This is a genomic window from Bacteroides mediterraneensis, from assembly GCF_900128455.1.
Classification (GTDB): Bacteria; Bacteroidota; Bacteroidia; order Bacteroidales; family Bacteroidaceae; genus Phocaeicola; species Phocaeicola mediterraneensis.
This window is the reverse complement of record NZ_LT635783.1, coordinates 3,959,315-3,979,899: the sequence shown is the minus strand read 5'-3', so window position 1 is coordinate 3,979,899 and position 20,585 is coordinate 3,959,315. Positions and strand designations below refer to the sequence as shown.

Genomic DNA, 20,585 nt, shown 5'->3' with positions numbered 1-20,585 from the left:
TTATAAGAATCCTCGTATTCTTAGCAATCACATCTTTAGTAGTATTTCTAAAATGGTGGGCAATACTTATTGTGTTTATTGTTTTCCCTAATATTTTAAGACAAATGAAAAATAAAAGAAATGGGGAAATAAACATTGGAAACTTAGTCAATTACATAACTAATCACATTGTAAGATAATACTCTCCACCTTTATCTTAGGCACTTCTTAATAGTATTCATAAAACGGCTTTTACATATCCTTTCCTGTTCCAACTGGCTACACCAGTAGCCAAGACCACAGACTAAAACGACACACAAGTCGGTAATGACGACACAAGCCAGTGCCACACCCTTATTCACATAACAGCCCCTTCTCATGCTGTTGGCCTGTTGTCCGTAATCGGACAGGAGTTTGTATAGTGCAACAACGGGCTTTTCAGGCTGTTTACAGCATTTTTAAGCCCCCATCGAAATCTGAACATTTCTCTGCGTTGCGTCCTCTATGTACTTTACTTTCCTGAAACACCAGTTTGACGCCTTACAAGCGGCCAACGAGGAAGAAATGACCGACATATTGACCACCGCCTAATGGTTACCGCAGAAGAGGTTATTTTCCCGTCCAATAGTGATAGGTAGTAAGCATTTGTTAAACTACAGGTATTGAACTTTATATACAACAATAGCGACTGTCACTATAAACCTAATAGTTGCAGTCGCTATTATTTTATTGAACCTATATGTTGCAGTCAGCACCGGTTGCCGGCTTCCTCCTCTTGTTTTGTCAATGCACTTTCCGGATGTTGCAGCTTCCATTTATGTGGAAGCAGTTCCAGCAGTTCCTCATGAGTAGCCTTTTTGTGATAGGGCATTCGGGCGATGACATCATTCAGATAATCCCTTGGGTTTACATCATGTGCCTTACAGGTGGCCAGCAGGGAACAGATGACCGACATATTAGCCGCTGCCTCATGGTTGCCGCAGAAGAGGTAATTTTTCCGTCCCAGAGTAATCGGCCGGATGACATTTTCAGCCAGATTGTTATCCCAGAGCAGGCGTCCGTCCTCCAGACATCCCATCATGTTGTCCCATCGGGTATAGGCATACGTGATGGCTTTCCCGATCTGGGAATTGGGGCTGTACTTGATTCCTTCCGTTTCCATCCACACTTTTATGGTATTCATGACAGGTCCGGCCAGTTCCCGGCGCTTCGTCTTCCGCTCGTCGTACGACAGGCCCGCCTTATCGCAGCAGTGTTCAATCCGGTAAATATGCTGTATCTGGGTCAGGCCATGTTCGGCCATCTCCCGGTTTTCATCCAGAGCCTGTTCAAAATGACGGCGGATATGCACCAGGCAGTTGAGCAGCCGCACGTCGGGGTTGGTTCTGAAGGCTGTCTCATAGCCTGCAAAACCGTCGCATTGAAGATAACCCTTGAAGTGATATTGATTTGCCAGGGATTCGATGACCGCTCCGGCACGCGATCCCTGGTCGTAATGGAAGATGACCAGTTTCTTCATGACCGACCTTACCATCCACAGGTATTCCTTGTCGGCCCTGTGCTTTTCCTTGTTGATGACCGGAACAGTGGTTTCGTCCGCCTGTACATAGTCGCAGGAAAAGACTTCCTTCTTGAGCTCCTCATACAGAGGCCTGAGCAGCTCCACCGTTTTTTTGAACCATCCGTCCAGCGTACTTTCCGTAAGGCCTTTCATCCCAAGATGCCGGTACTGCTGTATCTGCCGGTAGAACGGGACGTGATATTCATACTTCTGAAGCAGTATCTCGGCAAGCAGGCTGGTGTCGGCGATGCACTTGTCGACGGGCATCAGCGGCATGGGGGCAATCTCCACGCCTTTCTGCCCTGCGGGAGGAAGCCGGGTGCTGTCCTTGAGCGCATATTTGGGACGGATAATTTCCTTGACATAGAGCATCCCCGGTTTGTGCTTGACCACTTTGGTTACCTCTTCGCCAATCCTACGATATAAGGACAGGTCCACACCGGCCGGCTCTATAACCTCGGTTTCGAGTATGGGCAGATCCTCTGTCATTTTGCGGTTCTGACGCTTCTGCTTCCGGACTTCCACCAGTTCCTTTTCTATCTGCTCCACGGCCCCGTCACGCTTTTCTTCCGCCTGATACCGGAGTCCGGCAAACTCTTCGGCAAAAAGGTCGGGCATATCGGGATTATATACGGGAAGCTTTTCTGTCTTACGCCCAAAGAGCTGGCGGTTCAGCCATGCAATCTGAGCCGTCAGCTCTTTGATTCGTTCCTGCAGATTCTTAATCTGTTCCGCCTGATCCTTATTAGTGGCAGACAACGAAGCAATGGAGGCATTCAGCCCTTCTATCGTCTTGAGCAGTATATCCTTTTCTTCCATTGTCCGCATCTGTTTTGTTTATGTAAATATACTAAATATAAGCGGATTACACAATAATATCCGCACTTTTGTTCACTCCGGAAGCATATTATACATGATATTCCTTGCGCTCTGCCCTCAGGCGCCGGAGCCTCTGCTGCGGATTTTCCTGAATGCCCTCGACCATCATCACCAGGTCGCGCCATTCCATGGGATAGCTGTTTGATTGGGGATCGTACTCCGGCAGTTTGAAGCGGCCCGCCTCCAGGCGTTTTACATACATCACCATACCTCCGTCTTCTGCATGAAGCAGTTTCATGAGCCTGCGGCTGGAACCGATGAAGATGAAGACATCCCCGTTCTTCACTTCGCTGTTCATCTTCTCATGTACCACTCCGCACAGCGAACTGATACCCTTGCGCATATCTGTCCTGCCAGGACACAGGAAGTAGCGCATCGTGTCGTTCAGGTTAAACATGGCCGCCTCGAAGACTTTGGGTGAACAGCTCCATCAGTATCTCTTCTGACCCGTTCCCGAAGTGGGCACGAAGACCGTTGGGAAACAGAACGGACACACCATGCGGCACTTGTCCTTCAGGGGACGATTCCATGACTGACTGTTTAAGACTGATGGGAACCAGCTCCTGTTTAACACTGTTCCTGTCAACCGAACATTTTCTACGCCAGTAATGATAGGTTGAATAACTTATACCTATCTGTTGTAGGTACGACTTCAACGGCAGGCCGCTTTGTTGTACCTGTAATTCCAATTCTTCAAATTCCAGTCTATTCATAATAATTGAGGTTTGATTGTATTCGCTGCCGCAAAGCTACAATCAAACCTCAAGGTGTAAAAGGTGCATTTGTCCGAATGCTTACGATAGGTAAATAACTTGCACCTATCTGTTGAGGGTACGATTTCAACTACAGAACGCTTTGTTGCACTTGCAATTCTAATTCTTCAAATTCCAATCTATCCATAATAATTGAAGTTGGGTTGTAGCTTTGCGATAGCGAATACAACCCAATCTTAAAGTGTAAAAGATAAATTTGTCCGAATGCATACAAAGAAGTGGGTAAAAGTAACAATAAACCCCATTCACAAATTAAGGATACTACCACATTGGCACAAAAAAAGGCTATGCTGATTGCATAGCCTTTTAAATATATCGCATGTTACAGAATTATTCAGCTTTAGGGGCTTCCTCTGTAGTAGCTTCAGCTGCTGATGCTTCAGCAACCGGTGCTTCAGCTGTTGCAGTTGATTTCTTAGAACGACGAGTACGAGTTGCTTTCTTGGCAGCTGTCTTAGCCATGTTCTCGTTGTAGTCTACCAATTCGATGAAACACATTTCTGCGTTATCACCCAGACGGTGACCAGTCTTGATAATACGAGTGTAACCACCCGGACGATCAGCAACCTTTACAGAGATTTCTTTGAACAGTTCAGTTACAGCATACTTATCTTGCAGGTTGCTAAATACAACACGACGAGAGTTAGTAGTGTCTTCTTTAGATCTCGTAATCAGCGGCTCAACGAACTTCTTCAAAGCTTTAGCCTTCGCAACAGTCGTAGTGATTCTTTTGTGCTTGATCAAAGAACATGCCATGTTTGACAGCATTGCATTTCTGTGAGAAGCAGTACGACCTAAATGGTTGAATTTTTTATTATGTCTCATTGTTTATTCTTTGTCTAATTTATACTTAGAAATATCTGTTCCAAACGAAAGATTCAGACTCTCGAGCAAATCATCAAGCTCAGTGAGCGATTTCTTACCGAAGTTACGGAACTTCAGCAGGTCGGTCTTATTAAACTGTACCAAGTCACCCAGTGTTTCTACATCGGCGGCTTTCAAACAGTTCAAAGCACGAACTGACAAGTCCATATCCACCAGTTTGGTCTTCAGCAGCTGACGCATGTGCAATACTTCTTCATCAAATTCTTCATTTCCTTCTGCATCTGATGTTTCAAGAGTAATCTTCTCATCAGAAAACAACATAAAGTGATGAATCAAAATCTTTGCAGCTTCCTTCAGTGCCTCCTTCGGGTGAATGGAACCATCCGTCGTAATTTCCAGAACCAGCTTTTCATAGTCAGTCTTCTGTTCTACACGATAGTTTTCTACCGCATATTTCACATTACGAATCGGAGTGTAAATAGAATCGATAGGAATTACATTCACATCGGTGCAGAATTCGCGGTTTTCATCAGCCGGAACATATCCACGACCTTTGTTAATTGTAATGTCTATCTGCATAGTTGCTTTTGAATCTAAATGGCAAATAACCAATTCAGGATTTAACACTTCAAATCCGGTCAAATACTTACCAATATCACCTGCCTTAAATTCAGTAGAATTCTCAACGGTAATGCTTACCTTCTCATTTTCGAATTCCTCAACTACTCGCTTGAATCGAACTTGCTTCAGATTCAAGATAATGTTAGTGACATCTTCTTTAACACCCGGAATGGTAGCAAATTCATGTTCAACACCCTCAATACGGATAGTGTTGATTGCATAACCTTCCAATGAAGAAAGAAGAATACGGCGTAAAGCATTACCTACGGTAATACCGAAACCGGGTTCAAGCGGACGGAATTCGAATTTCCCGAATTTGGAATCCGCTTCCAACATTAATACTTTATCAGGTTTTTGAAATGCTAATATCGCCATGAAATTAATTATTATTTAGAGTACAATTCAACGATCAAGTGTTCTTTAATGTTTTCAGGAATGTCTGCTCTTTCAGGCACATGCAACAACTTACCTGTCTTTGAGTTTTCATCCCATTCCAACCAAGGATATTTGCTGTGATTAAATCCGGCCAATGAGTTAGCAATCACTTCCAAAGACTTAGATTTTTCACGAACACCTACCAACTGACCCGGTTTTACAGAGAAAGAAGGAATATTTACCACCTTACCATCTACAGTAATGTGCTTGTGACCTACAAGCTGACGAGCGGCAGCACGAGTCGGTGCGATACCCAAACGGAACACTACGTTATCCAGACGACATTCAAGGCTCTGCAGCAAGATTTCACCTGTAATACCGTTCATACCTGCTGCTTTCTCAAACATATTACGGAATTGTTTCTCCAACACACCGTAAGTGTACTTAGCTTTCTGCTTTTCAGCCAACATGACACCATATTCAGACGTTTTTCTGCGACGATTGTTACCATGTTGTCCAGGAGGATAGTTTTTCTTAGACAAAACTTTATCTGCTCCAAAGATTGCTTCACCGAATTTACGTGCAATTCTAGTTTTTGGTCCAGTATATCTAGCCATTTTCTTTCTTAATTTAATTGTTATTCATGAACTCAATTTGTTGCAGCCGCGATTACAGAAAGGAATTGCAATCCATTATTTAACAAAATCAAGTTACATCTAAATTGGTTATCTTTATTATACTCTTCTTCTTTTCGGAGGACGACAACCGTTATGAGGCAATGGAGTTACATCAATAATCTCAGTAACTTCAATTCCAGCTCCGTGTACAGTTCTGATAGCAGACTCACGTCCGTTTCCAGGACCCTTTACATAAGCTTTTACCTTTCTCAGGCCAAGATCGTATGCCACCTTTGCACAATCTTGGGCAGCCATCTGTGCTGCATAAGGAGTGTTCTTCTTAGAACCTCTAAATCCCATCTTACCTGCAGAAGACCATGCAATAATCTGGCCTTCGCTGTTTGCCAAAGAAACGATAATGTTATTGAATGAAGAATGAACATGCAACTGTCCATTAGCATCAACCTTGACATTTCTTTTTTTAGCTGCGACTGTTTTTTTTGCCATATTAACAATTATTTAGTAGCTTTTTTCTTATTTGCAACTGTTTTCTTTCTTCCCTTACGTGTACGAGCATTGTTCTTTGTGCTCTGACCTCTTACGGGCAGACCCAAGCGGTGACGAACACCACGGTAGCAACCAATATCCATTAATCGCTTAATGTTCAACTGGATTTCAGAACGAAGATCACCTTCAACCTTGTATTCAGCACCAATGATTTCACGAATCTTAGCAGCCTGATCATCAGTCCAATCCTTCACTTTCAGGTCACGATCTACGCCTGCTTTATCCAAAATTTTTGCTGAACTACTGCGTCCGATACCATATACGTATGTCAACGCAATCTCACCTCTTTTATTCTGAGGCAAATCTACACCAACTATTCTTATAGCCATATACTAAATTATTTTTTTTGCAAAAATAATAAATTATCCTTGACGTTGTTTATACTTAGGATTTTTCTTGTTAATAACATACAAACGGCCATTACGTCTAACGATTTTGCATTCCGGCGTACGTTTCTTTAATGATGCTCTTACTTTCATATCTTATATTTTCTTTTATTTGTATCTAAAAACGATTCTTCCTTTAGATAAGTCATAAGGAGACATCTCGACTCTTACCTTATCTCCGGGTAATATTTTAATGTAATGCATTCTCATTTTGCCAGAAATATGAGCTGTAATCTCATGTCCGTTTTCTAGCTCTACACGAAACATTGCATTCGACAATGCTTCAACGATAACTCCATCTTGTTCTATTGCGGATTGCTTTGCCATATTAAATTGCTTTATCTCCTAAAACTTGTTCTATAAATTCAAATGATGATAATATATCAGCCTTCCCAAGTCCGACTGCAACTGTATGCTCGAAATGAGCTGCACACTTCCGATCTCTCGTCCGGATTGTCCACCGGTCCTCTTCCATCACAATTTGCCGATTTCCTAAAGTAATCATCGGCTCAATTGCAATACACATTCCTTTTTTCAGCAACGTGCCTGTACCTCGACGTCCATAATTGGGGACTGGAGGATCTTCATGCATTTCTTTTCCAATACCGTGACCCACAAACTCACGAACAACGCCGTAAGATTGGGATTCACAATGCTGTTGAATAGCATAGCCTATATCTCCAAGTCTCTTTCCATGAACAGCATTTTCAATACCCTTATAAAGAGATTCCTTCGTAACCTTCAATAATCTGACAATCTCGGGAGCCACTTCTCCCACACAGAATGTATAGGCAGAATCTCCACAAAATCCATTCATAAAAGTACCACAGTCGACCGAAACAATATCACCGTCTTTTAAAGGGATATCATTCGGAATCCCATGTACAACCTGTTCATTTACTGAAGTGCAAAGCGTACCAGGAAAAGGAGAGCCATAAGGATTAGGAAATCCTTTAAAGGTAGGAACCGCCCCATGGTCACGAATAAACTCTTCCGCTACTTTATCCAACTGCTTCGTCGTAACTCCAGGCTTTATCATTTTAGCCACTTCAGCCAGAGTTCTCCCAACTAGGAGATTACTCTGACGAAGCAACTCTATTTCATCATCTGTCTTTAGAAATATCATTCGAGACAAGTATTTTTTTAATATGCAGCCACATTTCCAGACCGTCCTTTAATTCTACCTGAGCTCAACAATCCATCATAGTGACGCATCAACAAATGACTTTCAACCTGTTGCAAGGTATCCAATACCACACCAACAAGAATCAGCAGTGATGTTCCACCAAAGAATTGAGCGAATTCAGCTTGAACTCCAAAAAGACCGGCAAACGCAGGCAAAATAGCAATAATAGCCAAGAATATAGAACCCGGCAGAGTAATACGGGACATGATTACATCCAAATATTCTGCAGTATTCTTACCCGGCTTTATTCCCGGAATAAAACCGTTATTTCTCTTCATATCTTCTGCCATCTGGGTGGTATTGATAGTAATTGCAGTATAGAAATAAGTAAAAAGAATAATCAATACCGCAAAAATAAAGTTATACCAGAAACCTGTGTGGTCAATCAAGGCACGAGCAATACCACTCGCATTGTCAATATTAGAATATCCAACAATCGTAATCGGAATAAACATGATAGCCTGAGCAAAAATGATAGGCATCACATTAGCCGCATTTACTTTCAAAGGAATATACTGTCTGGCACCGCCATATTGCTTATTGCCCACAATACGCTTGGCATATTGTACAGGAACCTTGCGCACACCTTGTACCAACAAGATAGCAGCAGCTATCACTGCCAGCAAACATACTAGTTCTATCAAGAACATAATAATACCACCTGCACCCGGAGAAGCAAGTCGCGAAACGAACTCACCTGAGAAAGACTGAGGAAGACGAGCAATAATACCCACCATAATGATTAATGAAATACCATTACCAATTCCTTTATCTGTAATTCTTTCTCCAAGCCACAGAATGAACATACTACCTGCTGCCAGAATGATAGTTGAAGTAATAATAAAGAAAGTCCAATCTAATGAAGCATTAAGGGCGGGCCCTGCCTGCATTTTCAAGTTGATCAGATAAGATGGGGCTTGGAAAATCAAAATAATGATTGTCAGAATACGAGTATACTGATTAATCTTTCGACGACCGCTTTCACCCTCACGCTGCAGTTTCTGGAAATAAGGTACAGCAATTGCCAACAACTGAATCACAATGGATGCAGAGATATACGGCATGATTCCAAGTGCAAATATAGATGCATTTGAAAAAGCACCTCCAGAAAACATATTCAACAAGGCAAGAAGACCTTCACTCGTCTGTTCATGCAATTTAGACAACATGTCAGGATTAATACCTGGCAATACGATATAAGAACCGAATCGATAAATTGCAACAAACAATATAGTAATGAGGATCCGTTTTCTCAGATCCTCAATATTCCATATATTCTTTAATGTTTCAATAGATTTTATCATTGAATCAGAGTTTTACTGCATTACCACCAACGGCTTCGATTGCAGCTACTGCGCTCTTAGAGAAAGCATTTGCTTCTACATCAAGCTTAGTAGTTAAACTACCGTTACCAAGAACTTTCACTAATTGATTAGAAGAAACGAAACCAGCTTCAATCAAATCATTAATGCCAACCTTAGACAGATTCTTAGCTTCTGCTAATTTCTGAATAGTGTCAAGATTAATTGCTTTGTATTCAACACGGTTAATATTCTTAAAACCAAATTTCGGAACACGACGTTGAAGCGGCATCTGACCTCCTTCAAAACCAATCTTCTTTGAATAGCCAGATCTTGATTTTGCTCCTTTATGTCCTCTTGTAGAAGTACCGCCTAAACCTGAACCAGCACCACGACCAACTCTTTTTCTAGTTTTGACAGAACCTTCTGCAGGACGCAAATTATTTAACTTCATATTGTAAGATCCTTTTTTGTTAACAATATATTACTTAACGATTGCAACCAGGTGTTTAACCTTTTCAATCATACCCAGAATTGAAGGAGTCTCTTCGTGTTCAACCACACGATTCAATTTATGGAGACCAAGTGCATCCAAAGTTCTCTTCTGATCAGCCGGAGCACCAATTCTACTCTTTACTTGTTTAATCTTAATAGTTGCCATAAATATCCTCCTTATCCTCTAAATACTTTATCCAAACTTACACCTCTGTTCTGAGCTACCATGCGAGCATCTCTCATTTCACCCAAAGCCAAGATAGTAGCTTTTACCAGATTGTGAGGATTTGATGAACCCTTAGACTTAGCCAAGACATCAGTAACACCTACACTTTCCAATACGGCACGCATTGCACCGCCAGCTACCACACCCGTACCAGTTGAAGCAGGCTTAATGAACACTTCAGCACCGCCAAACTTAGCAGACTGTTCGTGAGGAACAGTACCTTTCAATACCGGAACACGAGTCAGGTTCTTCTTTGCAGCTTCAACGCCTTTCGCGATTGCAGCTGTTACTTCGCCAGCTTTACCAAGGCCCCAACCGATAATACCGTCTTCGTTACCAACTACTACAATTGCAGAGAAACTGAAAGTTCTACCACCTTTTGTAACCTTAGTAACACGGTTGATTGCAACCAGTCTATCTTTTAATTCTATATCGTTAGTGATCTTAACTCTATTATTAACTGCCATAATTCTTTAAAATTTAAGTCCACCGTTACGAGCAGCATCAGCTACTTCTTTTACTCTCCCATGATACAAGTAACCATTACGGTCGAATACGACAGTCGTAATACCAGCTTCCTGAGCTTTCTTTGCAATCAGCTCACCAACCTTTGCAGCTTGTTCCTTTTTCGGCATAGCTTCCATGCCCAAAGAAGAAGCAGCTACCAATGTCTTACCACTTAAATCGTCGATAACCTGAACATAAATCTGCTTGTTACTTCTAAACACACTCATACGCGGACGTTCAGCAGTACCTGAAATCTTGTTGCGTACTCTATATTTAATCTTAATGCGTCTTTCTATTTTTGTTGTCATAATTGTACGATTTTATGTGAATTATTTAGCGCCAGCTGACTTACCAGACTTTCTACGAATTTCTTCACCAACAAACTTAATACCTTTTCCTTTATAAGGTTCAGGCTTACGGAAAGAACGTATTTTTGAACAAACCTGACCAAGCAGCTGTTTGTCACAAGATTCCAATATGATAAGAGGGTTCTTATTTCTTTCAGATTTAGTTTCCACCTTGATTTCAGGAGGCAACTGCATAAAAATATTATGCGTATAACCTAAAGCGAAATCAATGATATTACCGTTGTTAGAAGCACGGTAACCTACACCGACCAGCTCTAATTCCTTCTTATAACCTTGAGAAACACCAACAACCATGTTGTGAATCAAAGCACGATACAAACCATGGAATGCATGACGCTGTTTCAGGTTATCAAGCATAGCATCTTCGTTTTCCTTCAACACCACATGTCCGTCTGCAATTTCCACACTGATAGCAGGATTTACAAACTGACTCAACTCACCTTTAGGTCCTTTTACATTTACTACATTATCCTTCAGAGTAACTGTTACTCCAGCAGGGATACTAATGGGTAATTTACCAATTCTTGACATTGCTTATCCTCCTAACATTAATATACATAGCAAAGAACTTCACCGCCAATCTTCAGTTCAGCAGCTTCCTTGTCTGTCATAACACCTTTGGAAGTAGATATAATAGCAATACCTAATCCATTAATAACTCTCGGCATGTCTTTGTAACCGGTATACTTACGCATACCCGGAGTAGATACTCTTTCAAGTTTCTTGATTGCGTTAACCTTGTTAACCGCATCATACTTCAAGGCTACCTTGATAGTACCCTGAGGACCATCTTCAACAAACTTGTAGTTCAGGATGTACCCTTTGTCGAAAAGGATCTTAGTAATCTCCTTTTTCAAATTTGAAGCAGGCACTTCCACCACTCTGTGCTTAGCACTAATTGCATTTCTCAATCTAGTGAGATAATCTGCGATAGGATCTGTCATAAAAACTAATTGTTAAATTAATCAGGACTACCCTGACAATATTTAATAAAAAAATTATTTACCAGCTTGCTTTCTTAACGCCAGGAATCAAACCGTTTGAAGCCATCTCACGGAACTGAATACGTGAGATACCAAACTGACGGATATAACCTTTAGGACGGCCAGTCAGTTTACAACGGTTGTGTAAACGAATAGGATTAGCGTTCTTAGGCAGAGCCTGCAACTTTTGAGCTGCCTCAAAAGCTTCAACAGGATCACCAGAATTTACAATCTTCTTCAACGCAGCACGCTTCTCAGCATATTTAGCAACAAGTTTAGCTCTTCTTACTTCACGAGCTTTCATTGATTCTTTTGCCATAACTTATCAATCTTTTTTAGCGTTTTTAAACGGTAATCCGAATTCTTTCAACAAAGCATAACCTTCTTCGTCAGTCTGAGCAGAAGTTACGAAAGTAATATTCATACCCAAAATCTTGGTAATGCTGTCAATGTTGATTTCAGGGAAAATAATCTGTTCCTGAATACCCAGTGTGTAGTTTCCTCTTCCGTCGAATTTGCTTTCAATACCCTTAAAGTCACGGATACGCGGCAAAGCCACACGAACCAATTTTTCAAGGAATTCATACATTCTTTCACGACGCAATGTTACCATTACACCAATCGGCATTTTTTTACGCAACTTAAAGTTTGCGATATCCTTACGAGAAACAGTTGCTACAGCTTTCTGTCCTGTAATAGCAGTCAATTCATTGATAGCTACATCAATGATTTTCTTGTCAGCAACCGCCATACCCAAACCTTGATTGATAACAATCTTCTTAAGTACAGGGATTTGCATAGATGAAGAATACTGGAATTGATTCTTCAAAGCAGGAGCAATGCGCTCTGCATATTCTTTCTTAAGGCTAGCAGTATTACTCATTATTTAATCTCCTCTCCTGATTTTTTAGCATAACGAACAAATGTTCTTCCATCAGAACTTTCTCTTCTACCTACACGAGTCGGTTTTCCTGTTTTCGGATCTACCGGATTCAGGTTAGAGATGTGAATAGGAGCCTCCTGCTTCACAATACCACCCTGAGGATTCTTTGCATTCGGTTTGGTACTCTTAGATACCATGTTGATACCTTCTACCACTGCACGTCCTTCTTTAACAAGAACCTTCAACACGCGGCCAGTTTTACCCTTGTCTTCGCCAGAGTTTACGTAAACTGTATCGCCTTTTTTAATATGTAATTTACTCATTACTTAAATCTTTTACAAAATTAAAGTACTTCAGGTGCAAGTGAAACCACTTTCATGTTTGCATTACGCAACTCTCTCGCAACCGGGCCAAAAATACGACTTCCTCTAATTTCACCTGCGTTATTCAACAATACGCAAGCATTGTCATCAAAACGAATGTAAGAACCATCAGCACGACGGATTTCTTTCTTTGTACGTACAATCAAGGCCTTTGATACTGCACCTTTTTTAATATCACTTGAGGGGATAACACTCTTTATTGAAACTACAATAACATCCCCAACAGAGGCATAACGTCTCTTTGTACCGCCTAATACGCGGATACAAAGAGCTTCTTTTGCGCCACTGTTGTCACATACTGTAAGTCTGGATTCTGCTTGTATCATAATTACTTAGCTCTTTCAATAATTTCAATCAATCTCCATCTCTTAGTTTTACTCAAAGGACGAGTTTCCATGATGCGAACAGTATCGCCAACCTGGCATTCATTCTTTTCGTCATGAGCATGGTATTTTTTCGTTTTAGACACGAACTTACCATAAATAGGGTGTTTTTCCTTAAACTTAGCCGCAACAGTAATGGTCTTGTCCATTTTATTGCTAACTACAACACCAGTTCTTTCTTTTCTTAAATTTCTAGCTTCCATGAGGACCATTATTATTTGTTAAGTTCTCTCTGACGCAATTCTGCTTTCATACGCGCAATTGTTCTGCGTAATTTCTTGATCTGTGCAGGATTTTCCAGCGGAGAGATCGAATGATTCAAAACCATTTGATTGTAATTGGCAACTTCAGTCTGAATTCTTTCTGCCAATTCGTTGGTAGCTATTTCTCTAATTTCTGCAATCTTCATATCAATTAAGCATTTTGACTTGCGTCGTAATCACGTCTAACAATAAACTTAGTAGTAACAGGAAGTTTCTGTGCGGCGAGGCGCAAAGCTTCTTTAGCTACTTCAAAAGAAACACCTTCAACTTCGATCAAAATACGACCCGGAGTTACAGGAGCCACGAAACCTTCCGGATTACCTTTACCTTTACCCATACGTACATCGGCTGGCTTACGAGTAATAGGTTTATCCGGGAAAATGCGGATCCAAATCTGACCCTGACGCTGCATATATCTTGTTACAGCAATACGAGCTGCTTCAATCTGACGACCAGTAATCCACTTAGTCTGAAGAGATTTGATACCAAAAGTACCAAAAGCCAACTGATGACCTCTCTGGGCGTTACCTTTAGCGCTACCTTTCTGCTGTCTTCTGAATTTTGTTTTTTTCGGTTGTAACATAATTCCTAAAATTCAAATCGTTAGCGATTGTTGTTTTTCTTTCTACGGAAATTCTTTCCACCATTGTTACCGTTTCCACCACGGCTGTTTTCTTTGCTCTGAGTGAAGTTAGGAGCCAACTCACGTTTTCCATAAACTTCTCCACGGCAAATCCATACCTTAATACCCAGCAAACCAACCTTAGTCAAAGCTTCTGCATGACAATAGTCAATGTCTGCACGGAAAGTATGCAATGGAGTACGACCTTCCTTATACATTTCAGAACGTGCCATTTCAGCTCCGTTCAAACGACCAGAAATCAGCACTTTGATACCTTCAGCTCCCATGCGCATTGTATTGGCAATCGCCATCTTGATAGCACGACGGTAAGCGATTTTGCCTTCTACCTGACGAGCGATGTTGTTTGCAACAATAACAGCGTCAAGTTCCGGTCTCTTTACTTCAAAGATATTAATCTGGATATCCTTGTCAGTGATCTTCTTCAACTCCTCTTTCAACTTATCAACTTCCTGACCACCTTTACCAATGATAATACCCGGACGAGCAGTACATACAGTAATTGTCACCAATTTCAGAGTACGTTCAATAACGATTCTTGAAACGCTGGCTTTTGCAAGTCTGGCATTCAGATATTTACGAATTTTGCTGTCTTCCAGCAAAGCGTCACCATAATTCTTGCCACCGTACCAATTAGAATCCCATCCTCTGATAATTCCTAAACGGTTGCTTATCGGATTAACTTTCTGTCCCATCTACTCTTAATTTTTATCATTAGTATTCTTAGCATCAACGAACAAAGTCACATGATTTGAGCGTTTACGAATTCTGTAACCTCTACCCTGCGGAGCCGGTCTCATTCTTTTCAAGGTTGCTCCCCCGTCAACATAAATCTTAGTTACAAACAATTCGCCGTCTTCAGCTTTGCGTTCGTTTTTCTGTTCCCAGTTAGCAATAGCAGAGCGTAACAGTTTTTCCACTCTAGCAGAAGCTTCTTTAGAAGAAAACTTCAAAACACCAAGTGCTCTGTTCACCTCCATACCGCGAATCATGTCAGCCACGAGACGCATCTTACGCGGAGAAGTAGGCACATTTTGCAATTTTGCAAAATACATGGTTTTAAGGGCTTCTTTTCTCTTATCAGCCGATATTTTTTTTCTTGCTCCCATTATTTATTACTTTATTATTTCAAATATGCGTCCTGTTATTATTTTTTCTTGTTACCTGCATGACCACGGAAAGTACGTGTCGGAGCAAATTCTCCCAACTTATGACCAACCATGTTTTCAGTAACGTAAACAGGAATAAATTTGTTTCCGTTATGAACTGCAATTGTATGCCCAACAAAATCAGGCGAAATCATTGAAGCTCTAGCCCATGTCTTAACAACTGACTTCTTGCCGCTCTCATTCATAGCGAGCACCTTGTTTTCCAGTTTTACATTAATATATGGACCTTTTTTTAATGAACGACTCATAAATTACTCAATTAATCAGTTGTTATTACTTTCTTCTTTCTATAATATATTTAGAAGACTGTTTCTTAGGTGCTCTTGTCTTCAAGCCCTTAGCGTACAAGCCTGTACGTGATCTCGGGTGACCTCCTGACTGACGTCCTTCACCACCACCCATCGGGTGATCCACAGGGTTCATAACAACACCACGGTTATGAGGACGACGGCCTAACCAGCGAGAACGACCTGCTTTACCGGAAGCTTCCAGAGCGTGGTCAGAATTGCCCACACTACCGATAGTAGCCTTACAAGCACTTAAAATCTGTCTTACTTCACCTGAAGGCAGCTTGATTACACAATACTTACCCTCACGAGAAGTCAACTGAGCAAAGTTACCAGCCGATCTTACCAAAGCAGCACCCTGTCCCGGACGCAATTCAATGTTGTGAATTACTGTACCTACGGGGATGTTCTCAAGAGGAAGTGCGTTACCAATCTCAGGCGCCGCATCCGCTCCAGACATCAAAGTGCTACCAACTTGCAATCCATTAGGAGCAATGATATATCTTTTTTCACCATCAGCATAAAACAACAAAGCGATACGAGCCGAACGGTTCGGATCATATTCAATTGTTTTAACGACTGCTGGAACACCGTCTTTATTTCTCTTGAAATCGATAATACGGAATTTTCTCTTATGACCGCCACCGATATAGCGCATTGTCATTTTACCTACGTGGTTACGACCACCCGTAGAACGCTTTCCATATACAAGAGATTTCTCTGGTACCGATGCAGTAATTTCTTCAAAAGTACCAATAATTTTGTGTCTCTGCCCCGGTGTTGTGGGCTTAAATTTACGTACTGCCATCTTTTATTTAAATATTGCTATAAAAATCAATAGTATCACCTTCTTTCAATGTGACGATTGCTTTCTTATATGCATTCGTACGACCATTGATAAGACCTGACTTAGTATAACGGCTCTTATTCTTACCTGCGTAACGGATAGTATTCACGTCTACCACAGTCACGTTATACATAGCTTCGATTTCACGCTTAATTTCTAATTTGTTAGCTTCAGGACGAACAATAAATCCAAAGCGGTTGAACTTTTCAGATATTGCCGTCATCTTTTCTGTAACCAACGGTTTAATAATCATTCCCATATTACTTCAGCCTCCTTTAATTATTTCACTAAGGTTTCCTCGATAGCTTTCAATGCACTTTCTGTCACAACAAGAGTTTCTGCGTTCAATACAGAGTATGTATTCAGCGCAGAAGCAATTGCAAGATTTGTACGCTCTAAGTTACGAGCAGACAAATATACGTTTTTATTTGCTTCCGGCAAAACCATAAGTAGCTTTTTACCAGCCACTTTAAGATTATTCACAACGTTTACGAATTCTTTAGTTTTAGGAGCTTCAAAAGTGAAGTCTTCAACCACTACAATGTTGTTAGACTGAGCTTTATATGACAAAGCAGACTTACGAGCCAAAGCTTTCACTTTCTTGTTCAATTTGAACCAATAGTCACGAGGTTTAGGACCAAATACGCGAGCACCACCCACCAATACTGGAGAATTGATATCACCACGACGTGCACCGCCACCACCTTTCTGACGGCCTAATTTACGAGTAGAACCACTGATTTCGCTTCTTTCCTTAGATTTGTGAGTACCCTGGCGCTGATTAGCCATATACTGTTTTACATCCAGATAGATAGCGTGATCATTTGGAGTGATTCCGAAGATAGCCTCATTCAAAGCCACCTTTCTTCCGGTTTCTTCACCCTTGATATTTAAAACGTTAACTTCCATTATTTCTCAATTATTACGATTGAACCTTTGCAACCCGGAACAGAACCTTTAATCAACAGCAGGTTGTGTTCAGGAATCACCTTTAATACCTGTAAGTTGTGAGTAGTCACTCTGTCACCACCCATTTGGCCACCCATACGCATTCCTTTGAATACTTTTGCAGGGTAAGAACAAGCACCGATAGAACCCGGCTTACGAGCACGGTTGTGCTGACCGTGAGTAGTCTGACCTACACCACCAAATCCATGACGTTTTACAACACCCTGGAAACCTTTTCCCTTAGAAGTTCCAATTACATCTACATAAGCAGTGTCATTGAACAATTCCACAGTGATAGTGTCACCTAAATTCAATTCTTCTGAGAAATCTTTGAACTCGGCCAAGTGTCTCTTTGGAGTTACTCCAGCTTTCTTAAAATGACCCATCAACGGTTTTGTAGTATGCTTTTCCTTCTTGTCCTGGAAACCTACCTGAACAGCTGCATAGCCATCTTTTTCTACACTCTTAATCTGAGTAACTACACAAGGACCAGCTTCGATAACAGTGCATGGTACATTCTTACCATCAGCACTGAAAACGGATGTCATTCCGATTTTCTTTCCTAATAATCCTGGCATTTCAGTTAATTTTTAATTGATTAAACTTTAATTTCTACTTCTACCCCACTCGGTAATTCCAATTTCATCAAAGCATCTACTGTCTTTGCAGTTGAGCTGTAGATGTCAATCAGTCTCTTGTAAGAAGACAATTCGAACTGTTCACGAGACTTCTTGTTTACGAAAGTCGAACGGTTTACAGTAAAGATACGCTTGTGTGTAGGCAATGGAATAGGACCACTTACGATAGCACCTGTAGCCTTCACAGTTCTTACAATCTTTTCAGCTGACTTGTCTACCAAGTTGTGATCGTAAGATTTCAGTTTAATTCTGATTTTCTGACTCATGTTTATTTATTAAATTATTAAATGAATAACTGGAGGAAGCTTGAGGGCTAAGAGTCATTCGCTAGCCCTCATCGACTTCCGTCCCATTGTTTATTATACCAAATCAACGCGACCTTTCACTTCTTCCAATACAGTCTTAGCAATTGAGCTAGAAACCTGTGCGTGGTGATCGTAGCTCATTGAAGAAGTAGCACGACCTGAAGTAATAGTACGTAAAGCTGTTACATAACCGAACATTTCAGCCAACGGAACCATAGCTTTTACGATACGGGCGCCAGAACGGCTTGTTTCCATACCTTCAACCTGACCACGACGTTTGTTCAAGTCACCGATAACATCACCCATGTTCTCTTCCGGAGTAACCACTTCCAGTTTCATAATCGGTTCCATCAGAACCGGACCTGCTTTCACACAAGCATTCTTGTATGCCTGGATAGCACAGATTTCAAATGACAACTGGTCAGAGTCAACCGGGTGGAAAGAACCATCCTTCAACACAACCTTCAGTGAATCGAGCGGGAAACCAGCCAATACACCATTCTTCATGGCTGTCTGGAAACCTTTCTGTACAGAAGGAATAAATTCCTTAGGCACATTACCACCTTTCACTTCATCGATGAACTGCAGACCGCCCTGCTTCCAATCTTCGTCAACCGGACCTACAGATACAATGATATCGGCGAACTTACCACGACCACCTGACTGTTTCTTATAAACTTCACGCAATTCTACAGTCTTCGTGATAGCTTCCTTATAGTTAACCTGCGGACGACCTTGGTTACATTCAACCTTGAACTCACGTTTCAAACGGTCGATGATGATATCCAAATGAAGCTCACCCATACCAGAGATGATAGTCTGTCCAGTCTGTTCATCTGTACGTACAGTAAATGTCGGGTCTTCTTCAGCCAGCTTAGCCAAACCGTTAGACAGCTTGTCCAAATCTTTCTGAGTCTTCGGCTCTACTGCAATACCGATAACCGGTTCAGGGAAGTCCATAGATTCCAATACAATCGGAGCAGTTTCGTCACACAATGTATCACCTGTACGGATATCCTTGAAACCTACACCAGCACCGATATCACCCGCGCTGATTACTTCTACCGGATTCTGCTTGTTTGAATGCATCTGGAACAGACGAGAAACACGTTCTTTCTTACCTGAACGAGAGTTGTAGATATAAGAACCAGCTTCAATCTTACCAGAGTAAACACGGAAGAAAGTCAGACGACCTACATACGGGTCTGTAGCAATCTTGAATGCCAAAGCAGCAGTCTTTTCATCCTCATCCGGTTTACGGTCCTCTTCAGCACCTGTATTCGGATTGGTACCTACGATGTTCGGAGTATCCAGCGGAGAAGGCAAGAATGCGCATACATAATCCAGCAATGTCTGTACACCTTTGTTCTTGAATGAAGAACCACACAACATTGGGACGATTTCCATCTTCAGAGTTCCGGCACGCAGAGCGCGCAAGATTTCCTCTTCAGTGATAGTAGAAGGATCGTCAAAATATTTTTCCATCAAGGCTTCATCGAATTCAGCCACCTTTTCCAACATTTTGTCTCTCCACTCATTGGCTTCATCAACCAAGTTTGCAGGAATTTCTTCTACATCATAGTCAGCACCCATTGTTTCATCGTGCCACAGAATAGCCTTCATCTTAATCAGGTCGACAACTCCCTTGAAAGATTCTTCCGCACCGATAGGAATCACTACCGGACAAGGATTTGCGCCCAACACGTCCTTCATCTGGCGAACTACCTCAAAGAAGTCAGCACCAGAGCGGTCCATTTTGTTTACATAACCGATACGAGGAACATTATATTTATCAGCCTGACGCCATACTGTTTCTGACTGAGGTTCTACACCACCTACTGCACAGTAAGTAGCGACTGCACCATCCAATACACGGAGAGAACGTTCTACTTCCGCAGTGAAGTCTACGTGTCCCGGAGTATCAATCAAGTTGATTTTATATTTATTACCTGCATACTTCCAATAAGTAGTTGTGGCAGCAGATGTAATAGTAATACCACGTTCCTGTTCCTGTTCCATCCAGTCCATGGTAGCAGCACCGTCGTGTACTTCACCGATTTTGTGAGTCAAACCTGTGTAGAACAAGATACGCTCAGAAGTCGTTGTCTTACCAGCATCGATGTGCGCCATGATCCCGATGTTACGGGTTAAATGCAAATCATGTTTAGCCATTTTAATTCCGTCTTAATT

At 41.5% G+C, this 20,585-nt stretch carries 34 protein-coding genes; all 34 read right to left on the bottom strand.

The annotated features are described in order from the left end of the window. Window positions 1–727 precede the first annotated feature (727 nt). Window positions 728–2,359 (bottom strand): IS66 family transposase, encoded by a 1,632-nt coding sequence (tnpC, locus tag BQ7480_RS17045; RefSeq protein WP_072543777.1) that lies wholly within the window; start codon window positions 2,357–2,359, stop codon window positions 728–730. Window positions 2,360–2,447: 88 nt separating this feature from the next. Further along, window positions 2,448–2,816 carry an IS66 family insertion sequence element accessory protein TnpB gene (tnpB, locus tag BQ7480_RS17040; protein WP_022233133.1) on the bottom strand — a complete coding sequence of 123 codons (369 nt, stop codon included), beginning with the start codon at window positions 2,814–2,816 and terminating at the stop codon, window positions 2,448–2,450. Further along, window positions 2,809–3,132 (bottom strand): IS66 family insertion sequence element accessory protein TnpA, encoded by a 324-nt coding sequence (gene tnpA / locus BQ7480_RS17035; protein WP_072542632.1) that lies wholly within the window; start codon window positions 3,130–3,132, stop codon window positions 2,809–2,811. The genes tnpB and tnpA overlap by 8 nt, the downstream gene beginning before the upstream one ends. A gap of 390 nt (window positions 3,133–3,522) precedes the next feature. Then, the gene (gene rplQ / locus BQ7480_RS17030) at window positions 3,523–4,017 is read right to left on the bottom strand and encodes a 50S ribosomal protein L17 (protein WP_072543776.1); all 495 of its coding nucleotides are present in this window, start codon (window positions 4,015–4,017) and stop codon (window positions 3,523–3,525) included. A 3-nt stretch (window positions 4,018–4,020) separates the two neighbouring features. Continuing rightward, on the bottom strand, window positions 4,021–5,013 hold the full coding sequence (locus BQ7480_RS17025; protein WP_007559357.1) for a DNA-directed RNA polymerase subunit alpha: 993 nt from the start codon (window positions 5,011–5,013) through the stop codon (window positions 4,021–4,023). Window positions 5,014–5,024: 11 nt separating this feature from the next. Beyond that, complete coding sequence (rpsD, locus tag BQ7480_RS17020) at window positions 5,025–5,630, bottom strand: 30S ribosomal protein S4 (RefSeq protein ID WP_072543775.1); 606 nt, start codon at window positions 5,628–5,630, stop codon at window positions 5,025–5,027. Window positions 5,631–5,747: 117 nt separating this feature from the next. Continuing rightward, window positions 5,748–6,137, bottom strand: coding sequence for a 30S ribosomal protein S11 (gene rpsK / locus BQ7480_RS17015; protein ID WP_007559359.1), 390 nt, complete (start codon window positions 6,135–6,137; stop codon window positions 5,748–5,750). An 8-nt stretch (window positions 6,138–6,145) separates the two neighbouring features. Further along, entirely contained in the window at window positions 6,146–6,526 is a 381-nt protein-coding gene (gene rpsM, locus BQ7480_RS17010) for a 30S ribosomal protein S13 (RefSeq protein ID WP_007559362.1), read from the bottom strand. 33 nt (window positions 6,527–6,559) lie between these two features. After that, on the bottom strand, window positions 6,560–6,676 hold the full coding sequence (gene ykgO, locus BQ7480_RS17005) for a type B 50S ribosomal protein L36 (protein ID WP_002558051.1): 117 nt from the start codon (window positions 6,674–6,676) through the stop codon (window positions 6,560–6,562). Window positions 6,677–6,691: 15 nt separating this feature from the next. After that, window positions 6,692–6,910 (bottom strand): translation initiation factor IF-1, encoded by a 219-nt coding sequence (gene infA / locus BQ7480_RS17000; protein ID WP_002558052.1) that lies wholly within the window; start codon window positions 6,908–6,910, stop codon window positions 6,692–6,694. 1 nt (window position 6,911) lies between these two features. Beyond that, on the bottom strand, window positions 6,912–7,709 hold the full coding sequence (gene map / locus BQ7480_RS16995) for a type I methionyl aminopeptidase (protein WP_072543774.1): 798 nt from the start codon (window positions 7,707–7,709) through the stop codon (window positions 6,912–6,914). Between the two features lie 17 nt (window positions 7,710–7,726). Continuing rightward, window positions 7,727–9,073, bottom strand: a complete 1,347-nt coding sequence (secY, locus tag BQ7480_RS16990) for a preprotein translocase subunit SecY (RefSeq protein WP_072543773.1) — start codon at window positions 9,071–9,073, stop codon at window positions 7,727–7,729. Window positions 9,074–9,077: 4 nt separating this feature from the next. Next, window positions 9,078–9,524 (bottom strand): 50S ribosomal protein L15, encoded by a 447-nt coding sequence (gene rplO / locus BQ7480_RS16985; protein ID WP_072543772.1) that lies wholly within the window; start codon window positions 9,522–9,524, stop codon window positions 9,078–9,080. Window positions 9,525–9,554: 30 nt separating this feature from the next. Then, entirely contained in the window at window positions 9,555–9,731 is a 177-nt protein-coding gene (gene rpmD / locus BQ7480_RS16980; RefSeq protein WP_072543771.1) for a 50S ribosomal protein L30, read from the bottom strand. An 11-nt stretch (window positions 9,732–9,742) separates the two neighbouring features. Next, a complete protein-coding gene (gene rpsE, locus BQ7480_RS16975; RefSeq protein ID WP_072543770.1) occupies window positions 9,743–10,258 on the bottom strand; it encodes a 30S ribosomal protein S5 in 516 nt (171 codons plus the stop codon). Between the two features lie 6 nt (window positions 10,259–10,264). Further along, window positions 10,265–10,606: a 50S ribosomal protein L18 gene (rplR, locus tag BQ7480_RS16970; RefSeq protein ID WP_007559370.1), complete on the bottom strand. Its 342-nt coding sequence runs from the start codon at window positions 10,604–10,606 to the stop codon at window positions 10,265–10,267. Window positions 10,607–10,627: 21 nt separating this feature from the next. Next, window positions 10,628–11,197 (bottom strand): 50S ribosomal protein L6, encoded by a 570-nt coding sequence (rplF, locus tag BQ7480_RS16965; RefSeq protein WP_072543769.1) that lies wholly within the window; start codon window positions 11,195–11,197, stop codon window positions 10,628–10,630. 17 nt (window positions 11,198–11,214) lie between these two features. Beyond that, window positions 11,215–11,610 (bottom strand): 30S ribosomal protein S8, encoded by a 396-nt coding sequence (gene rpsH, locus BQ7480_RS16960; RefSeq protein WP_007559373.1) that lies wholly within the window; start codon window positions 11,608–11,610, stop codon window positions 11,215–11,217. Window positions 11,611–11,668: 58 nt separating this feature from the next. Continuing rightward, window positions 11,669–11,968 carry a 30S ribosomal protein S14 gene (gene rpsN, locus BQ7480_RS16955; RefSeq protein ID WP_072543768.1) on the bottom strand — a complete coding sequence of 100 codons (300 nt, stop codon included), beginning with the start codon at window positions 11,966–11,968 and terminating at the stop codon, window positions 11,669–11,671. 6 nt (window positions 11,969–11,974) lie between these two features. Then, window positions 11,975–12,532: a 50S ribosomal protein L5 gene (gene rplE, locus BQ7480_RS16950; RefSeq protein ID WP_007559375.1), complete on the bottom strand. Its 558-nt coding sequence runs from the start codon at window positions 12,530–12,532 to the stop codon at window positions 11,975–11,977. Continuing rightward, the gene (rplX, locus tag BQ7480_RS16945) at window positions 12,532–12,855 is read right to left on the bottom strand and encodes a 50S ribosomal protein L24 (RefSeq protein ID WP_072543767.1); all 324 of its coding nucleotides are present in this window, start codon (window positions 12,853–12,855) and stop codon (window positions 12,532–12,534) included. Before rplX ends, rplE begins: the two co-directional genes overlap by 1 nt. A gap of 20 nt (window positions 12,856–12,875) precedes the next feature. Then, entirely contained in the window at window positions 12,876–13,241 is a 366-nt protein-coding gene (rplN, locus tag BQ7480_RS16940; protein ID WP_007559377.1) for a 50S ribosomal protein L14, read from the bottom strand. A gap of 2 nt (window positions 13,242–13,243) precedes the next feature. After that, window positions 13,244–13,501 (bottom strand): 30S ribosomal protein S17, encoded by a 258-nt coding sequence (gene rpsQ / locus BQ7480_RS16935; protein WP_072544105.1) that lies wholly within the window; start codon window positions 13,499–13,501, stop codon window positions 13,244–13,246. 11 nt (window positions 13,502–13,512) lie between these two features. Further along, window positions 13,513–13,707 (bottom strand): 50S ribosomal protein L29, encoded by a 195-nt coding sequence (rpmC, locus tag BQ7480_RS16930; RefSeq protein WP_007559379.1) that lies wholly within the window; start codon window positions 13,705–13,707, stop codon window positions 13,513–13,515. 5 nt (window positions 13,708–13,712) lie between these two features. Beyond that, on the bottom strand, window positions 13,713–14,144 hold the full coding sequence (gene rplP, locus BQ7480_RS16925) for a 50S ribosomal protein L16 (protein WP_013617999.1): 432 nt from the start codon (window positions 14,142–14,144) through the stop codon (window positions 13,713–13,715). A gap of 20 nt (window positions 14,145–14,164) precedes the next feature. Then, window positions 14,165–14,896 (bottom strand): 30S ribosomal protein S3, encoded by a 732-nt coding sequence (gene rpsC, locus BQ7480_RS16920; protein WP_072543766.1) that lies wholly within the window; start codon window positions 14,894–14,896, stop codon window positions 14,165–14,167. Window positions 14,897–14,902: 6 nt separating this feature from the next. Next, window positions 14,903–15,310: a 50S ribosomal protein L22 gene (gene rplV, locus BQ7480_RS16915; RefSeq protein WP_072543765.1), complete on the bottom strand. Its 408-nt coding sequence runs from the start codon at window positions 15,308–15,310 to the stop codon at window positions 14,903–14,905. Window positions 15,311–15,348: 38 nt separating this feature from the next. Continuing rightward, on the bottom strand, window positions 15,349–15,618 hold the full coding sequence (rpsS, locus tag BQ7480_RS16910) for a 30S ribosomal protein S19 (RefSeq protein ID WP_007559385.1): 270 nt from the start codon (window positions 15,616–15,618) through the stop codon (window positions 15,349–15,351). A gap of 25 nt (window positions 15,619–15,643) precedes the next feature. Next, window positions 15,644–16,465 (bottom strand): 50S ribosomal protein L2, encoded by an 822-nt coding sequence (rplB, locus tag BQ7480_RS16905; protein WP_072543764.1) that lies wholly within the window; start codon window positions 16,463–16,465, stop codon window positions 15,644–15,646. A gap of 7 nt (window positions 16,466–16,472) precedes the next feature. Next, window positions 16,473–16,763: a 50S ribosomal protein L23 gene (gene rplW / locus BQ7480_RS16900; protein WP_007559388.1), complete on the bottom strand. Its 291-nt coding sequence runs from the start codon at window positions 16,761–16,763 to the stop codon at window positions 16,473–16,475. A gap of 20 nt (window positions 16,764–16,783) precedes the next feature. Continuing rightward, the gene (rplD, locus tag BQ7480_RS16895; RefSeq protein ID WP_072543763.1) at window positions 16,784–17,413 is read right to left on the bottom strand and encodes a 50S ribosomal protein L4; all 630 of its coding nucleotides are present in this window, start codon (window positions 17,411–17,413) and stop codon (window positions 16,784–16,786) included. After that, complete coding sequence (rplC, locus tag BQ7480_RS16890) at window positions 17,413–18,030, bottom strand: 50S ribosomal protein L3 (RefSeq protein ID WP_007559391.1); 618 nt, start codon at window positions 18,028–18,030, stop codon at window positions 17,413–17,415. The genes rplD and rplC overlap by 1 nt, the downstream gene beginning before the upstream one ends. A 20-nt stretch (window positions 18,031–18,050) precedes the next feature. Further along, complete coding sequence (gene rpsJ, locus BQ7480_RS16885; protein WP_002558075.1) at window positions 18,051–18,356, bottom strand: 30S ribosomal protein S10; 306 nt, start codon at window positions 18,354–18,356, stop codon at window positions 18,051–18,053. Window positions 18,357–18,449: 93 nt separating this feature from the next. Next, a complete protein-coding gene (gene fusA / locus BQ7480_RS16880; protein WP_072543762.1) occupies window positions 18,450–20,567 on the bottom strand; it encodes an elongation factor G in 2,118 nt (705 codons plus the stop codon). Between the last annotated feature and the right edge of the window lie 18 nt (window positions 20,568–20,585).

Bases quoted from the DNA above. Each gene is read 5' to 3' on its own strand.
- rpsE (WP_072543770.1), bottom strand. From the start codon at position 10,258: ATGGCAGTTAATAATAGAGTTAAGATCACTAACGATATAGAATTAAAA.
- rplB (WP_072543764.1), bottom strand. From the start codon at position 16,465: ATGGCAGTACGTAAATTTAAGCCCACAACACCGGGGCAGAGACACAAA.
- BQ7480_RS17025 (WP_007559357.1), bottom strand. From the start codon at position 5,013: ATGGCGATATTAGCATTTCAAAAACCTGATAAAGTATTAATGTTGGAA.
- tnpA (WP_072542632.1), bottom strand. From the start codon at position 3,132: ATGAATAGACTGGAATTTGAAGAATTGGAATTACAGGTACAACAAAGC.
- rpsQ (WP_072544105.1), bottom strand. From the start codon at position 13,501: ATGGAAGCTAGAAATTTAAGAAAAGAAAGAACTGGTGTTGTAGTTAGC.
- fusA (WP_072543762.1), bottom strand. From the start codon at position 20,567: ATGGCTAAACATGATTTGCATTTAACCCGTAACATCGGGATCATGGCG.
- rplN (WP_007559377.1), bottom strand. From the start codon at position 13,241: ATGATACAAGCAGAATCCAGACTTACAGTATGTGACAACAGTGGCGCA.
- rplE (WP_007559375.1), bottom strand. From the start codon at position 12,532: ATGAGTAATACTGCTAGCCTTAAGAAAGAATATGCAGAGCGCATTGCT.
- rplX (WP_072543767.1), bottom strand. From the start codon at position 12,855: ATGAGTAAATTACATATTAAAAAAGGCGATACAGTTTACGTAAACTCT.
- rplD (WP_072543763.1), bottom strand. From the start codon at position 17,413: ATGGAAGTTAACGTTTTAAATATCAAGGGTGAAGAAACCGGAAGAAAG.
- rpsK (WP_007559359.1), bottom strand. From the start codon at position 6,137: ATGGCAAAAAAAACAGTCGCAGCTAAAAAAAGAAATGTCAAGGTTGAT.
- tnpC (WP_072543777.1), bottom strand. From the start codon at position 2,359: ATGGAAGAAAAGGATATACTGCTCAAGACGATAGAAGGGCTGAATGCC.
- rpmC (WP_007559379.1), bottom strand. From the start codon at position 13,707: ATGAAGATTGCAGAAATTAGAGAAATAGCTACCAACGAATTGGCAGAA.
- rpmD (WP_072543771.1), bottom strand. From the start codon at position 9,731: ATGGCAACTATTAAGATTAAACAAGTAAAGAGTAGAATTGGTGCTCCG.
- rpsS (WP_007559385.1), bottom strand. From the start codon at position 15,618: ATGAGTCGTTCATTAAAAAAAGGTCCATATATTAATGTAAAACTGGAA.
- map (WP_072543774.1), bottom strand. From the start codon at position 7,709: ATGATATTTCTAAAGACAGATGATGAAATAGAGTTGCTTCGTCAGAGT.
- rplP (WP_013617999.1), bottom strand. From the start codon at position 14,144: ATGTTACAACCGAAAAAAACAAAATTCAGAAGACAGCAGAAAGGTAGC.
- rpsH (WP_007559373.1), bottom strand. From the start codon at position 11,610: ATGACAGATCCTATCGCAGATTATCTCACTAGATTGAGAAATGCAATT.
- rpsD (WP_072543775.1), bottom strand. From the start codon at position 5,630: ATGGCTAGATATACTGGACCAAAAACTAGAATTGCACGTAAATTCGGT.
- rpsN (WP_072543768.1), bottom strand. From the start codon at position 11,968: ATGGCAAAAGAATCAATGAAAGCTCGTGAAGTAAGAAGAGCTAAACTT.
- infA (WP_002558052.1), bottom strand. From the start codon at position 6,910: ATGGCAAAGCAATCCGCAATAGAACAAGATGGAGTTATCGTTGAAGCA.
- rplO (WP_072543772.1), bottom strand. From the start codon at position 9,524: ATGAAGTTAAATAATTTGCGTCCTGCAGAAGGTTCTGTCAAAACTAGA.
- rpsJ (WP_002558075.1), bottom strand. From the start codon at position 18,356: ATGAGTCAGAAAATCAGAATTAAACTGAAATCTTACGATCACAACTTG.
- ykgO (WP_002558051.1), bottom strand. From the start codon at position 6,676: ATGAAAGTAAGAGCATCATTAAAGAAACGTACGCCGGAATGCAAAATC.
- secY (WP_072543773.1), bottom strand. From the start codon at position 9,073: ATGATAAAATCTATTGAAACATTAAAGAATATATGGAATATTGAGGAT.
- rplQ (WP_072543776.1), bottom strand. From the start codon at position 4,017: ATGAGACATAATAAAAAATTCAACCATTTAGGTCGTACTGCTTCTCAC.
- rplV (WP_072543765.1), bottom strand. From the start codon at position 15,310: ATGGGAGCAAGAAAAAAAATATCGGCTGATAAGAGAAAAGAAGCCCTT.
- tnpB (WP_022233133.1), bottom strand. From the start codon at position 2,816: ATGTTTAACCTGAACGACACGATGCGCTACTTCCTGTGTCCTGGCAGG.
- rplW (WP_007559388.1), bottom strand. From the start codon at position 16,763: ATGGGAATGATTATTAAACCGTTGGTTACAGAAAAGATGACGGCAATA.
- rplC (WP_007559391.1), bottom strand. From the start codon at position 18,030: ATGCCAGGATTATTAGGAAAGAAAATCGGAATGACATCCGTTTTCAGT.
- rpsM (WP_007559362.1), bottom strand. From the start codon at position 6,526: ATGGCTATAAGAATAGTTGGTGTAGATTTGCCTCAGAATAAAAGAGGT.
- rplF (WP_072543769.1), bottom strand. From the start codon at position 11,197: ATGTCAAGAATTGGTAAATTACCCATTAGTATCCCTGCTGGAGTAACA.
- rpsC (WP_072543766.1), bottom strand. From the start codon at position 14,896: ATGGGACAGAAAGTTAATCCGATAAGCAACCGTTTAGGAATTATCAGA.
- rplR (WP_007559370.1), bottom strand. From the start codon at position 10,606: ATGACAACAAAAATAGAAAGACGCATTAAGATTAAATATAGAGTACGC.